This is a genomic window from Burkholderia sp. YHN3-13 (assembly GCF_055810675.1).
The window spans coordinates 1-12,544 of record NZ_JBVVNQ010000021.1; the positions used below are offsets into that span (position 1 = coordinate 1).

The 12,544-nt window shown below is 65.4% G+C and carries 17 protein-coding genes; all 17 read left to right on the forward strand.

What is annotated here, in order from left to right:
- The first annotated feature begins 60 nt into the window (after nt 1-60).
- The 17 genes from AC0KUR_RS31685 to AC0KUR_RS31765 all read left to right on the forward strand — a co-directional run bounded on the left by AC0KUR_RS31685 (nt 61) and on the right by AC0KUR_RS31765 (nt 12,532).
- Nucleotides 61-435 carry a putative holin gene (locus AC0KUR_RS31685; RefSeq protein ID WP_012327676.1) on the forward strand — a complete coding sequence of 125 codons (375 nt, stop codon included), beginning with the start codon at nt 61-63 and terminating at the stop codon, nt 433-435.
- Nucleotides 435-755, forward strand: a complete 321-nt coding sequence (locus tag AC0KUR_RS31690; protein WP_027809292.1) for a phage holin family protein — start codon at nt 435-437, stop codon at nt 753-755. Before AC0KUR_RS31685 ends, AC0KUR_RS31690 begins: the two co-directional genes overlap by 1 nt.
- A complete protein-coding gene (locus AC0KUR_RS31695; protein ID WP_069245902.1) occupies nt 748-1,548 on the forward strand; it encodes an N-acetylmuramidase domain-containing protein in 801 nt (266 codons plus the stop codon). The genes AC0KUR_RS31690 and AC0KUR_RS31695 overlap by 8 nt, the downstream gene beginning before the upstream one ends.
- Complete coding sequence (locus AC0KUR_RS31700; RefSeq protein ID WP_473376860.1) at nt 1,545-2,036, forward strand: hypothetical protein; 492 nt, start codon at nt 1,545-1,547, stop codon at nt 2,034-2,036. The genes AC0KUR_RS31695 and AC0KUR_RS31700 overlap by 4 nt, the downstream gene beginning before the upstream one ends.
- Nucleotides 2,033-2,443, forward strand: coding sequence for a phage tail protein (locus tag AC0KUR_RS31705; protein ID WP_473376861.1), 411 nt, complete (start codon nt 2,033-2,035; stop codon nt 2,441-2,443). Before AC0KUR_RS31700 ends, AC0KUR_RS31705 begins: the two co-directional genes overlap by 4 nt.
- On the forward strand, nt 2,443-2,892 hold the full coding sequence (locus AC0KUR_RS31710) for a phage virion morphogenesis protein (RefSeq protein WP_473376862.1): 450 nt from the start codon (nt 2,443-2,445) through the stop codon (nt 2,890-2,892). The genes AC0KUR_RS31705 and AC0KUR_RS31710 overlap by 1 nt, the downstream gene beginning before the upstream one ends.
- Nucleotides 2,893-2,991: 99 nt before the next feature.
- A complete protein-coding gene (locus tag AC0KUR_RS31715) occupies nt 2,992-3,702 on the forward strand; it encodes a phage baseplate assembly protein V (protein ID WP_473376899.1) in 711 nt (236 codons plus the stop codon).
- Nucleotides 3,699-4,064, forward strand: coding sequence for a GPW/gp25 family protein (locus tag AC0KUR_RS31720; protein WP_473376863.1), 366 nt, complete (start codon nt 3,699-3,701; stop codon nt 4,062-4,064). The genes AC0KUR_RS31715 and AC0KUR_RS31720 overlap by 4 nt, the downstream gene beginning before the upstream one ends.
- Nucleotides 4,061-4,966: a baseplate J/gp47 family protein gene (locus AC0KUR_RS31725; RefSeq protein WP_473376864.1), complete on the forward strand. Its 906-nt coding sequence runs from the start codon at nt 4,061-4,063 to the stop codon at nt 4,964-4,966. The genes AC0KUR_RS31720 and AC0KUR_RS31725 overlap by 4 nt, the downstream gene beginning before the upstream one ends.
- Nucleotides 4,959-5,510 (forward strand): phage tail protein I, encoded by a 552-nt coding sequence (locus AC0KUR_RS31730; RefSeq protein ID WP_473376865.1) that lies wholly within the window; start codon nt 4,959-4,961, stop codon nt 5,508-5,510. The genes AC0KUR_RS31725 and AC0KUR_RS31730 overlap by 8 nt, the downstream gene beginning before the upstream one ends.
- Before the next feature lie 5 nt (nt 5,511-5,515).
- Nucleotides 5,516-8,860 (forward strand): phage tail fiber protein, encoded by a 3,345-nt coding sequence (locus tag AC0KUR_RS31735; RefSeq protein ID WP_473376866.1) that lies wholly within the window; start codon nt 5,516-5,518, stop codon nt 8,858-8,860.
- A gap of 2 nt (nt 8,861-8,862) precedes the next feature.
- On the forward strand, nt 8,863-9,273 hold the full coding sequence (locus AC0KUR_RS31740; RefSeq protein WP_473376867.1) for a phage tail assembly chaperone: 411 nt from the start codon (nt 8,863-8,865) through the stop codon (nt 9,271-9,273).
- A 35-nt stretch (nt 9,274-9,308) separates the two neighbouring features.
- Entirely contained in the window at nt 9,309-9,650 is a 342-nt protein-coding gene (locus tag AC0KUR_RS31745) for a hypothetical protein (RefSeq protein WP_473376868.1), read from the forward strand.
- A 149-nt stretch (nt 9,651-9,799) separates the two neighbouring features.
- A complete protein-coding gene (locus AC0KUR_RS31750; RefSeq protein ID WP_473376869.1) occupies nt 9,800-9,982 on the forward strand; it encodes a Com family DNA-binding transcriptional regulator in 183 nt (60 codons plus the stop codon).
- Nucleotides 9,960-10,709, forward strand: coding sequence for a DNA-methyltransferase (locus AC0KUR_RS31755; RefSeq protein ID WP_473376870.1), 750 nt, complete (start codon nt 9,960-9,962; stop codon nt 10,707-10,709). Before AC0KUR_RS31750 ends, AC0KUR_RS31755 begins: the two co-directional genes overlap by 23 nt.
- Before the next feature lie 111 nt (nt 10,710-10,820).
- Nucleotides 10,821-11,993: a phage tail sheath protein gene (locus AC0KUR_RS31760; protein WP_473376871.1), complete on the forward strand. Its 1,173-nt coding sequence runs from the start codon at nt 10,821-10,823 to the stop codon at nt 11,991-11,993.
- 29 nt (nt 11,994-12,022) lie between these two features.
- Entirely contained in the window at nt 12,023-12,532 is a 510-nt protein-coding gene (locus tag AC0KUR_RS31765; RefSeq protein WP_473376872.1) for a phage major tail tube protein, read from the forward strand.
- Nucleotides 12,533-12,544: the final 12 nt, after the last annotated feature.

A 12,544-nucleotide genomic window follows, 5' to 3' on the forward strand; every position in this document is an offset into this window, starting at 1 on the left:
CGACGAAGTACCGCAAGCGGCGCAATCCGGCGCCGAGCGGCTCCAGTTATGGGACTGAGAATGGCTGAACCTATTTCCACGTCGTCCGCGACGGTCGCGGCGCTCGGCGTCGCAACGCTGTCGCTGTTTCCCGGTGTCGACGCCAACGTCGTCATGGGCGCGTTCGCCGGCTCGCTGCTGTTCGTGATGACGGCCGCCGACCCGTCGATTCCGAAACGCATCGCGTTCTTCGTGATCTCGTTCGTCGCCGGGTGCCTCACGGCCGAGCTGTTCGCCGCCGCGCTCGACGCGGTGCTCCCGGCCCGCGTCGAGGTGCACGCCGGCATCGGCGCGCTGATCGCATCCGCGCTCGTCGTGAAACTGCTGCTGTGGCTGATCGCCCAGGCCGACGCGCCCGATCGGCTGCTGAACGTGTTCAAGGGGAGGGAAAAGTAATGCTCACGACCGTCTACGTGCTGCTGTGCGCGGCACTCGCGCTGCGCCTCGTGACCTTCCGCCGTGGCACGAGCGCCCACCGGCCGCTCGCGGCATGCCTGGCGTACACGATCGCGGTCGCCGCCGGCGCCGCGCCGATCCGCGCCGCGTTCGGCATGCTGCCGCCGGCGAATCTTGCCGACACGGTGCTGGTCGGCGTCCTGTGCCTCGCCGTGTACGGTGTTCGCGGCAACGTCGTCGAGCTGTTCCACCGTGGCAACCCGCGCGACTCCCTGATCGCGCGCGTGCTGCAATTCAAGGTATGGGGGCGCCATGTATAAGACCCTGCGCCTCGGCGACCGCGGCGCCGACGTCAGCTACCTGCAGCGCCAGCTCATCGCGGCCGGCGCGCGCCTCAACACCGACGCAATCTACGGCAGCGCAACCCGTAACGCCGTGGTGGCGTTCCAGGCCACGCACGGGCTGGTCGCAGACGGCATCGCCGGCCCGAAGACTTGGTCGACGCTCGCGGCCGGCCGGCGCGATCCGCGCCACCTCACCGACGCCGACCTGCAGCGCGCGGCTGATCGGCTGCAGGTCGATATCGCGGCCGTGCGTGCCGTCAATGAGGTGGAATCGAAAGGCGCCGGGTTCCTGCCTGACGGCCGGCCCGTGATCCTGTACGAGCGGCACATCATGTATCGCCAGCTCGCGGCGGCCGGCCTGGACGCGGACGCGCTGGCGGCGAAATATCCAGCCCTGGTCAACTCGAAGCCCGGCGGCTATGCCGGCGACGCGGCGGAACATGCGCGCCTGGCGAGCGCGTCGCAAATCTCGGCCGCATGCGCGCTCGAGGCGACGAGCTGGGGCGCGTTTCAAATCATGGGCTTCCACTGGAAGGCGCTCGGCTATCCAGACGTGTTCGCGTTCGTCGAGGCGATGAAGGTCAGCGAGGCCGAGCAGCTCGAGGCATTCGTCCGCTTCGTCCTGGCGGACAAGGTGATGCTCGCCGCATTGCGCGGTAAGAAGTGGGCGAAGTTCGCCGAGCTGTACAACGGCAAGGCTTACGCAGAGAACCTGTACGACGTGAAGCTCGAACGGGCCTTCGATCGCTACAGCCGGGCGGCCGCGTGACGACCGGCGCCCGTATCTTCGTCGCCGGCGCGATCGCGCTCGCCGTAGCTGCCGTCGTCATCGCGATCCAGCATGCGCGCCTGGTCGACTCCGGCCAGCGCGTCGACGGTCTCGCGCGCGACGTGCGCGATCGGACGGCCGAGCGCGACGCGGCACGCCGCGACGTGAAGGTCGTCACGCAGTACGTCGACCGTGTCCAGGTCGTCCGCGAGAAGGGCGACACCATCATCAAAGAGGTACCCGTTTATGTGGATCGCGAAGCTGATCGCGCCTGCGTTGTTCCTGTTGGGTTTGTGCGCGTGCACGACGGCGCCGCCGCCAACGTGCCAGTGGGCGATCCCGGAAGCGCTGATGCGGCCCCCTCGGGCGTTGCGCTCTCTGCCGTCGCCGCCACCGTCGCCGGCAACTACACCACCTGTCACGAAAACGCCGAGCAGTTGATCGCGCTGCAGGCGCGCGTGCGCGACCCTGAGGAACCGGCCCCATGAACAAGCCCGACAGCCTGCGCGCGGCGCTCACGGCGGCGCTACCCGAGTTCGCGCGCAATCCCGAACGGCTGCACATCTTCATCGAACACGGGTCGATCGCCGTCACCGCCGCGAAGTCGCTGTCGTTCGAGTACGCGTACACACTCGACATCGTTGTGACCAACTACACAGGCCATTCGGATCACCTGATGGTGCCGATCATCGCCTGGCTGAAGATCCACCAGCCCGAGCTACTGCTGAACCGCGACCTCTGCCGCGACGGGTTCAAGTTCCAGGCCGAGCTGCTCGACAACGACACGTCCGATGTCGAAATTCTGCTGAAGCTCACTGAGCGTGTCGGCGTAACCGAGAAGGCGGACGGTTACGAGATTCGCCACTTCGGCGAGCCGCCGATCGCGGGGACCTGATGGTCGACAGACTTTCCCGCGCCGAAGAATGGGCGTCCGGCCTGCTCGACCAGCTCACACCCGCGCAGCGCGCGGTCCTGGCAAAAGGGCTGGCCGTCGAGCTGCGCCGGCGCCATTCGCGGCGCATCGCCGAGGCCCGCAATCCGGACGGCAGCCGGTACGCGCCGCGCAAGCCGCAGGCTCGGCGCAAGAAGGGCCGCATCCGGCGCGCGATGTTCGCGAAGCTGCGCACCGCGCGCTTCCTCAAAACCGCATCGACCGCCGACGCGTCAGTGCTGCATTTCACGCGCCAGGTCGAACGCATCGCGCGCGTGCACCAGGAGGGTCTGCGCGATCGCGTCGAGCGCAACGGCCCGGTCGTCCAGTATCCGGTGCGCGAGCTGCTCGGCCTGGCCGATGCCGACGTCGACCGAATCGCAGACGTCGTTCTCGACTTCCTGTCGCGATAGCGCGACGCTCCGTCCGCTCGCCCTGGGTCACGGTTGTTAACCAGCCGTGTACAACCCTTTTCGCATGACCCTCTCCCGCGCGCGCGGCATCCTTGCCGCATGGATGATTTTGCTGACCTGAACCGCCGCATCGAGAGCCTGCTTCGCGAAGGCACCGTGATCGAAGTCGACCACGGCGGCCGCCGCGTACGTGTGGAATCCGGCGGCTTGCAAACCGACTGGATTCGCTGGCTCGCGCAGCGCACCGGCGACAGCATCGTGTGGGACCCGCCGTCGATCGGCGAGCCGGGGCTGCTCTTCTGCCCGTCCGGGGAACCGACGACGGCCCTCTTTCTGCCTGGCGTGTATTGCGACGGCCACGACTCGCCGAGTTCGAGCCCGACGCAACACGTGCGCGTCTACCGCGACGGCGCGCGCGTCGAGTACGACTTCGACGCGCACGCGCTCACCGCCACGCTTCCGGCCGGCGCCACTGTTCATGTCATCGCACCTGGCAGCGTCACGGTCGAAACCAAAACCGCAACCGTCAAGGCGAAATCCGTCACGCTCGACGCCGACGATACGACCGTAACGGGCTCGCTGCTCGTGAAGGGGCCGCTCACGTTCGAATCGGGCGCGACCGGTAAGAACGGCGGCGGCGCCGCCGGCAGCGGTGGCCGCGTGATTGAGATTCAGGGCAGCGCGCACTTCACCGGCACTGTGACCGCTGACGTCGATGTGAAGTCGCAGGGCGTCAGCCTCGTGGGTCATCCGCACCTGGCACAAGGCGAGTTCGCGCCGACCTCGAAACCGATCGCAGGTGGCGCATGAACGGCATGAACGCACGCACGGGCCGCGCGATCGCTGGCCAGGCCCACATCGAGCAGTCCGTAGCCGACATCCTGTTCACACCCCTCGGCACGCGCGCAATGCGCCGGGAGTACGGCTCGCTGCTGCCCGAGCTGATCGACGGCCCGGTCAATCCCCTGATGCGCATGCGCGTCATGGCGGCGTCCGTGATGGCGCTGGCCCGGTGGGAACCGCGTATCCAGGTCAACCAGGTGGATTTCGGCAGCACCGGCATTGACGGTGGCGCCGTGCTCGAGCTGCAAGGCGAGCGCACGGACGGCCCGCGCGCGGGCGCTGCCTTCTCCATGCGCCTGCCGGCGACGAACGGGCGAGGTGCTACATGAGAACGACGCCGATCGATCTGTCACAGCTCCCCGCACCGGACATCGTCGACGAACTCGACTACGAAACGATCCTGGCCGAGAAGAAAGCCCGCTTGGTCTCCCTGTACCCGAAGGACCAGCAGGACGAGATCGCGGCCACGCTCGAGCTCGAATCGGAGCCGATGGTGAAGCTGCTGCAGGAGGGCGCGTACGAAAAGATGCTGCTGCTCGCGCTCATGAACGAGAAGGCGCGTGGCATCCTGCTCGCGTACGCGAAGGGCAGCACGCTCGACCACATCGGCGCCCTCTTCGACGTCGACCGTCTGCTGATCTCGCCGGGCGATCCCGACCAGGGCATCGATCCTATCTACGAGGACGACGACAGCCTGCGCGAACGCATCCAGCTCGCGCCGCGCGGTTTCTCAGTCGCAGGCCCCGACGACGCGTACGTGTTCCATGCGCGTGCCGCAGACGGGCGCGTGAAGGCAGCGACCGCGTATAGCCCGTCGCCGTGCGTGATGATCGTCACGGTTCTGTCGCGCGAAGGCGACGGCACCGCGAGCCAGGAACTGATCGACATCGTCAGGAAGGCGCTCGAGAAGAAGCGGCCGCAGGCCGATGAAGTCATCGTGCAAAGCGCGAAGATCGTGCCGTACGCGATCCGCGCGACTCTGCGCTTCTTCAACGGCCCGGATCGCGCGGTCGCGCTCGCGGAAGCGCGGAAGAAAACGCAACTGTTCGCCGACTCGATGCACCGGCCGGGTTCCGAGGTCACGAAGGACGGCTTGTACGCGTCGATGCGCGTTGCCGGCGTCCAGAAGGTGCTGCTCGACACGCCGGCCGAAGGCGTGCCGATCGCCATCGACCAGGCGCCGTACTGCACGGGGATCGAGCTGACGGACGGTGGGGTGGCCGATGACTAAGCCAGCCGTCTCCCTGCTGCCGCCGAACGCGACCGTGCTCGAGCGGCGCCTGGCCGAAGCCAACGCGGACGTGCTGAACATCCCGGTCGAAATCGACACGCTGATGGACCCGGATCGAATCCCGCTGCGCTTCCTGCCGTGGCTCGCCTGGCACATGGGCGTCGATACCTGGCGCGATGAATGGCCCGAGCAGGTGAAGCGCGCACGCGTGAAATCCGCGATCCGGATCGCCCGCAAAAAGGGCACGGCCGACGCCGTGCGCGACGTGTGCGCGTCGTTCGGTGCGAACGTGGTGATGCGTGAGTGGTTCGAGAAAACGCCGCGAGGTGTGCCAGGCACGTTCGAGATCGTGATGACGGTAGGCGGGCGTGACGGCGTGCCCGCCACCGCGCAGTACGTCAACGACATCCGCGCCGAGGTCGATCGTGCGAAGCGCGGCACCGCCCACTACACCTTCACGCAGGGCTTCAGCATGCACGGCGCGATCGGCATTGCATGCGGCGTGCGCGCGGCCGTCTATCGCCGCCTCTCTCTCACGGACTAACGAACATGGCTGGAAACCTCATCTACATCACGGACGCCGGCCGCGCCGCACTGGTAGCGCCCGGCAACACCGGAACCACCGCACGCCAGGTCACGCAAATCGGCCTCGCCACGGCATCCTTCGCGTTCAAGCCGGACATGACCGCGATGCCGAGCGAATTGAAGCGCATCACCACCTTCGGCGGCGATACCGTTGCGAAGGACACGATTCACATCGTGATCCAGGACGACAGCGCGGACCAGTACAAGCTGTTCGGTTTCGGGCTGTACCTGGACAACGGCGTGCTGTTCGGCGTCTACGTGCAGAACGACCCGATCCTCGAAAAGGCGCCGGCCTCGATGCTGCTGTTGGCCGCGGATACCGTGTTCGCCTCGATCGACGTGACGAAGCTCGTGTTCGGCTCGACATCATTCCTCAATCCGCCGGCGACCACCGAGCGCCAGGGCGTTGTCGAGCTGGCGACGCAGGCCGAAGTCGACGCCGGTGCGGATAGCGTGCGCGCCGTGACGCCGAAGACCGCCGCCGCACGATATGCGCCGCTCGTACGCCCGCAGCTCACCGGCCCCGTCAGCATCACGTCGACGTCGACGGACCAAGACGCGCAACTCACCGTGGCGGCGGCCTCGGGCGCCCTCAATCGCGGGGCGAAGCTCCGTTTCCTCGGCACGTTCGCGGCCGGCACGGCGGACACCAATGCACGCTATGTCGCGTCGATCCGCGCAGGCTACGACGGCGGCACATGGGGCCGTGAGTACCTGGACTTCTGGATTAACCGCGCCGCGAACGATGCGAACAACGACACCAATCAGGTGCGCGCGTTGCGAATCACGTACGGCGGCCGTACCGTCGTCGGCAATCGCGAAGATGACGGAAAGACCGCGTTTCAGGTCGGCGGCGACGGCGCGTTCACGGGCGGCATTTCGTCGTCCGGGCTCGACGCCGGCGGCGCCAATATCCGGCTGCGGAATGGTCGCGATGTGCTGCTGCGCAATGACGGCTCGAACTTCTATGTGCTGCTGACCAACAACAGCGATGCTGGCGCATCGTGGAACGGGTATCGGCCGTTCACGATCAACGTCGTCACGGGCGCCGTAATGCTGGACGACACGGGGGCCGGGACGTACGTCGGCGGGCAATTGGCCGTCAAGGGCTTGCTCAACGTCAGCAATGGCCCGAATGAATCACGCATGCAGATCGGCCCGAGCGGCGGCTACTTCTTCGGGACCAGCAACGCTGCCGGGTTCTATCTCCCGTCCACGGGCGCGATGTTCGCATTCGATTTCGCGAAAAAGAATCTGACCGTCGTCGGCAACGAAGTGTGGAACGCGGGCAATTTGCCGAACCCGGCGCAAACGAGCGGCATCACGATGTCGGGGCAGATTCTGGCCGCCGAAGGCACCGTGACGCGACCCGGCTATTCATTCGTGAACGACGGCGCACCGGACACTGGCTTTTTCCACATCGCGGATGGCGTGTTTGCCGTTACGAACAACGGTCGGGAAACGATGCGCTTCCTCGCTAGCGAGCCGAACCGCGTCCTAGTTGGCACGACCGTCGATGACGGGCACATGTTCCAGATTGCCGGCAACGCGAGCACGCGCGGCCTGCATCGGTTCGGCGAGGGAAAGACGACCGCGTGGGCGAACAGCGGCAGTGAATGGGGCTTCTTCCGCTCGAACGGACACGTCTCGGTCGGTAGTGAAGGCCCGACCGGTACGCTGCAACTGTTCGCGGGAAATTCGGAGGCCGCGCGGTTTTATCCGGGTGGTCGGATGACGTTAGGCGGAACCGCCGACGACGGCTCGAACACGGCCCAGATAGCAGGGAGCGTGCGCGCCGGGAACTACTTCATCAACGATCAGAGCGTTGGCTCGTCGGGCCTTATCGGCATGTACAAGGGGGCCAACGGGCCGAACATCGGTTTCTACGGAAGCTCCACGATCGGCGCGGGCGCGCTCACGATCAGCGCGGGCGGGACGGAGCGAGCGCGGGTCACGGCAAACGGTAAGTTTGTCGTCGGCCAGACTGGCGACGACGGCAGCAGCGCATTGATTCAGTCGAACGGTCCGATCAAGGCGGCAAGTAGTGTTGGCGCATTGGTCGCATCCAATGGCAGCGGCGCAGGGCAAACGTCGATCATCCTGCGCCGCGAAGGCGGTGCAACGGACCAGAGGCAATGGGAGCTATTGCACGACGCCGGGGGCGGCTTTGGCATCCGCACTGTGAACGATGCTTACTCCGCTTCGCAGAACGTGCTCACCGTTTCGCGCAGTGCGGGCTACGCGGCGGGGAACATGTATCTGATGCCGAACGGCGGACGCGTGCTGATTGGTGGCGCGGCCGACGATGGTTCGATCCTCAACGCCGAAGGGCTCGTGCGCGGGCGTGGATACGCTGTGGACGGTGGGTCGTCGTGGGCGACCATCTATTTCAAGAACGGCACCAAGACGCGCTTCGCGATCGGCAAGACGGATACCGACGACTTCGCGATGACCGCGTGGGCCGACGACGGCACCACTCAGTCCAAGGTACTGGACATCGCTCGCGGCACCCAAGTTGTTTCGCTGGCAAAGCGCCCGAAATGGGCGGGCGGCCTGACCCCGTATGACACGGGCAACTTCGACCCGAACACGAAGGTCAACAAGTCGGGCGAAATGATGACCGGCGACCTCGGCATCAAACAGCCGAACAACACGGATGCACGCGGCCTTATCCTCGCACGCGCAGATGGCACCGGACAGGCTTGGCTTCACGGCACGATGAACGGCAACTATTCGGCATGGGCGACCATGAAACCGGATGGCAACTGGCAGTCGAATGTCATCGTTGTCTACAACGACGACAACCGCGTCCATTTCAACTCGAATATCCATGTCACGGCGCTTTCGCGCTTCTACAACCGCCCCACCCTGAACCGTGACGGTTGGCAGGCGGACATCGGCCTGCGCAATAACCGGCCCGGCTTCGACTCGTGGACGTACCTGCGCGCACGCGATAACGGCGGGATGGAAATCATCAACAGTGCATACAACGCAGTCACGTGGGCCGTCGACGACTGGGGAACGATGTTCATGCGCGGCCAGCAGATTCTCAATACAGATGGGAACCTATACCTCTCGTGGCGTGGCGTGTGGCTGTCCGATCAACTGGCCGCCATCGACAACGCACTCGGCAGTAAAGCCAACGCCGGCACCGGCGTCGTGCGCACGGATTTCTTCGAGATCGGGTACATCGACGTCAACACAGCAAACATCGAAGTCACCGCGCCCGACAACGCAGTTATCACGGGATTGGTTTCACAAGGCGGCACGCGGCGTATCTATGTCCGCTGCTCACGTTTGAGGATCTGAAAATGAATCGCTTTGAATGGACTCACGATTTGATGGTCCGCACGCTTGAAACGATGTATCCAGGCAAGAAACACGGACCCGACTTCATCGTCGGCGTGCCGGTCGGCCCGAATGGAAAGCAAGCGGGCAACCCGCTGATCATGCAATGGAAGGGCGCGGACCCCGAGCCGAAGTACGCCGACGTGTATGGCGCCTTCAAGGCACAGGAGCGGTCGATTCGAGAAGCGGATGCTCGTTCCTTGCGCGACGACATTTTGCGGAATACGGACCAGTTCGCGCATGCGCCCCCGGATGCACCCGACGCGGTCCGGGCGAAGGCGGAAGCCTGGATCGCGTATCGCGAAGCCCTGCGCGCACTCCCCGAACAGCCGGGATTCCCGTTCGATATCGACTGGCCGCAGTCCCCCGCTTAAACGACGTTACCAACCCCTTCTCCAAGGAAACTGAAATGGCAATCAAGAAAAGTGTTGTTCTCGCATCGACCGGCGCAACGGCCGGCTACCACGTAATCGGTAACGTCACGCTCGACGTGTTGGGCGGTACCACGGTTGCGTCGATCAACAGCTATGTGTCGGAAGAAACGTATAAGGCGGGCAAGCAGCCGCTGCAGCTGTCGTCGACCATTGCCGTCGAAGGCGTACCGGAAGAGAACGAGGGGGCGGTGCCGTACATTCACCGACGCCTCGTCGAAGCGAAACCGGATGACGAACAGCCGGCCGGCGATCGACCGACAACGACGTACAACGCGCTCGACCGCTACATGCTCGCGGGCGGCGAGATCGTCGCGTAAGGCGACATAGGAAGGAAAGGACGCGGCGACGTGCGCGATGCAGGAACATCGCGCACGCCCCGCACCAGCAGAGCAGACCTGCAGGATTGGCCAGGGCCGCGACACCTCTCGAGAGGCGCCGGCATCCTAGCACAGGCAGGAATCACCCCATGCAGGACATCCGATGCGGTAGCTGTAACCGCAAGCTCGGCGCCGGCGAATACGTCCGGCTCACCATCAAATGCCCGCGTTGCGGCGCAATGAATATTCTGAGGGCCGAGAGCCCCCTACCCGCAGGCCACCGAGCCTCCGATATAAGGGAATCGCCCCATGCAACACACCATTTCCGCTGATCTGATCAACCACGTGCACCAGGCCGACGCCTTGAGCATCATGCGTGCGCTGCCCGATGCCTGCGTCGACCTGGTCTTCACCGATCCGCCCTACTCGTCAGGCGGCACCACGAGCGCGTCGCGTAGCCAGGCGCCGTCGAGCAAATACATTCGAACGGACACAAAGACCGTCTACCCCGAGTTCCAGCACGACAGCAAAGACCAGCGCTCCTGGACGTTCTGGTGCATGACTTGGCTGGCGGAAGCCTACCGCGTCTGTCGCAACGAGGCGCACCTGGCTTGCTTTGTCGACTGGCGCCAGTTGCCGAGCCTGACCGATGCGATCCAGGCTGCCGGCTTCACCTGGCGCGGCGTCGCCGTGTGGGACAAGACTGGCGGGCGCACTCGACCGCGCGCTGGCGGGTTCTCGCAGCAGAGCGAGTTCCTGGTCTGGGCGACGAAGGGGGCCGTGCGCCGCGCCGACGTGTATCTGCCTGGCGTGTTCTCCGAACGCCTCGCGCATCCGAAGCGCCACATGACCGAGAAGCCCGCGCAGCTCGCGCGCGACGTCGTGCGTCTCGCGCCGGCGGGTGGCGTCGTCCTGGACCCGTTCGCCGGGTCCGGCACGTTCCTCGCCGCAGCGAAGGAGGCCCGCTTGAACTGGATCGGTTGCGAGCTCGAGCCGAGCTATCACCAGGTCGCGACCGCGCGCCTCGCCGAGCTGGACGTGCTGCCCGTCGCCGCGTAGCGACACCCTGCAGCGGCTTCGGTTGTGCCCTGCCGCTGTACAACCTCCCGCGCGTGATCTCCGCGCGCGCGGAAGGCAATCTTTCGGAAGGCTCACTTCCGGGAGAAAAGCTTGCCTTCTGATTACCACCACGGCGTACGCGTCATTGAAATCAATGACGGTACGCGCCCCATCCGCACGGTCAGCACAGCCGTGATCGGCCTGGTCAGTACCGGCGACGATGCCGACGCTGCCATGTTCCCCGAAAATCGCGCCGTCCTCATCACGGACGTGCGAGCCGCGATCGGCCGCGCTGGCACGAAGGGCACGCTCGCGCGTTCGCTCGACGCGATCGCTGCGCAGACCTCGCCGCTGATCGTCGCCGTGCGCGTGCCGACCGGCAAAGACGCGGATGCAACGACCAGCAACGTGATCGGCACGACGACTGCGGACGGCCAATACACCGGCATCAAGGCGCTGCTCGCGGCGCATACCCGGCTGGGCGTCAAACCGCGCGTGCTCGGCTGTCCGGGCCTCGACACTCTGCCCGTCGCGACCGAGCTGGCGACGGTCGCTCAACAGCTGCGCGGCTTCGCATACATCAACGCCTTCGGTGCGAAAACGAAAGAAGAGGCCGTCGCCTACCGCGCGAATTTCGGTCAGCGCGAGCTGATGACGATCTGGCCGGACTTCGTGAACTGGAACACCACGACCAACGCCGAGGACATCACCTGGGCGACGGCGCGGGCGCTCGGCATGCGCGCAAAGATCGACGAGGAGACGGGCTGGCACAAGACGATCTCCAACGTCGTCGTCAACGGCGTCACCGGCATCAGCCGCGACGTGTTCTGGGACCTGCAAGACCCGAACACCGACGCCGGCTACCTGAACAGCCACGACGTCACCACGATCGTAAACGCGAATGGTTACCGTCTGTGGGGATCGCGCACCTGTTCCGAGGACAAGCTGTGGGCGTTCGAGAACTACGTACGCAGCGCCCAGGTGATCGCCGACACGATGGCCGAAGCGCACCTGTGGGCGGTCGACCAGCCGATGAGCCGCACGCTGATCCGCGACATTGTCGACGGCGTGAATGCGAAGTTCCGCGCGTGGAAAACCGCCGGCTACCTGATCGACGGCGAGTGCTGGTTCGATCCGGCCGCCAACGAGAAGGATTCGCTCAAGGCCGGTCAGGGCTTCCTCGACTACGACTTCTGCCCGACCCCGCCGCTCGAGAACCTGACGTTCCGCCAGCGCATCACGGATCGCTACCTGCTCAAGTTCGCGGAAAGCATCGCCGTTTGACGGCCCGCCACTCACCATAGGAAAACGCAATGGCTCTGCCATCCAAACTCAAGAATTTCAACGTGTTCGAGGACGGCGTCTCGTTCGTCGGCGAAGTGCCCGAAGTCCAGTTGCCGAAGCTGTCGCGCAAGATGGAGGCGTATCGCGGGGGCGGCATGAACGCCGAGGTCGACATCGACCTCGGCATGGAGAAGCTCGAGCTGGGCCTCACGATGGGCGGCTTCATGAAGGAGATGTTCAAGACGTGGGGCACGTCGAAGATCGACGGCGTCTCCGTACGCTTCGCCGGCTCCTATCAACGCGACGACACCGAAGGAACCGACGCGGTCGAGGTGTACGTGCGCGGCCGCTACAAGGAAATCGACCCCGGTAAGGCCAAGGCCGGCGACAACGCCGACCAGACCGGCACCATGTCGCTGTCGTATTACCGCCTGGTCGTCAACGGCGAAACCCTGATCGAAATCGACATTCGCAACTTCGTCGAGATCGTCGGCGGCGTCGATCGACTCGCCCAGCAGCGCCGCGCGCTCGGCCTGTAACCGCCCTCCCCT

Bases quoted from the DNA above. Each gene is read 5' to 3' on its own strand.
- AC0KUR_RS31695 (WP_069245902.1), top strand. From the start codon at position 748: ATGTATAAGACCCTGCGCCTCGGCGACCGCGGCGCCGACGTCAGCTAC.
- AC0KUR_RS31710 (WP_473376862.1), top strand. From the start codon at position 2,443: ATGGTCGACAGACTTTCCCGCGCCGAAGAATGGGCGTCCGGCCTGCTC.
- AC0KUR_RS31715 (WP_473376899.1), top strand. From the start codon at position 2,992: ATGGATGATTTTGCTGACCTGAACCGCCGCATCGAGAGCCTGCTTCGC.
- AC0KUR_RS31755 (WP_473376870.1), top strand. From the start codon at position 9,960: ATGCAACACACCATTTCCGCTGATCTGATCAACCACGTGCACCAGGCC.
- AC0KUR_RS31730 (WP_473376865.1), top strand. From the start codon at position 4,959: ATGACTAAGCCAGCCGTCTCCCTGCTGCCGCCGAACGCGACCGTGCTC.
- AC0KUR_RS31740 (WP_473376867.1), top strand. From the start codon at position 8,863: ATGAATCGCTTTGAATGGACTCACGATTTGATGGTCCGCACGCTTGAA.
- AC0KUR_RS31735 (WP_473376866.1), top strand. From the start codon at position 5,516: ATGGCTGGAAACCTCATCTACATCACGGACGCCGGCCGCGCCGCACTG.
- AC0KUR_RS31765 (WP_473376872.1), top strand. From the start codon at position 12,023: ATGGCTCTGCCATCCAAACTCAAGAATTTCAACGTGTTCGAGGACGGC.
- AC0KUR_RS31690 (WP_027809292.1), top strand. From the start codon at position 435: ATGCTCACGACCGTCTACGTGCTGCTGTGCGCGGCACTCGCGCTGCGC.
- AC0KUR_RS31705 (WP_473376861.1), top strand. From the start codon at position 2,033: ATGAACAAGCCCGACAGCCTGCGCGCGGCGCTCACGGCGGCGCTACCC.
- AC0KUR_RS31750 (WP_473376869.1), top strand. From the start codon at position 9,800: ATGCAGGACATCCGATGCGGTAGCTGTAACCGCAAGCTCGGCGCCGGC.
- AC0KUR_RS31685 (WP_012327676.1), top strand. From the start codon at position 61: ATGGCTGAACCTATTTCCACGTCGTCCGCGACGGTCGCGGCGCTCGGC.
- AC0KUR_RS31720 (WP_473376863.1), top strand. From the start codon at position 3,699: ATGAACGGCATGAACGCACGCACGGGCCGCGCGATCGCTGGCCAGGCC.
- AC0KUR_RS31725 (WP_473376864.1), top strand. From the start codon at position 4,061: ATGAGAACGACGCCGATCGATCTGTCACAGCTCCCCGCACCGGACATC.
- AC0KUR_RS31745 (WP_473376868.1), top strand. From the start codon at position 9,309: ATGGCAATCAAGAAAAGTGTTGTTCTCGCATCGACCGGCGCAACGGCC.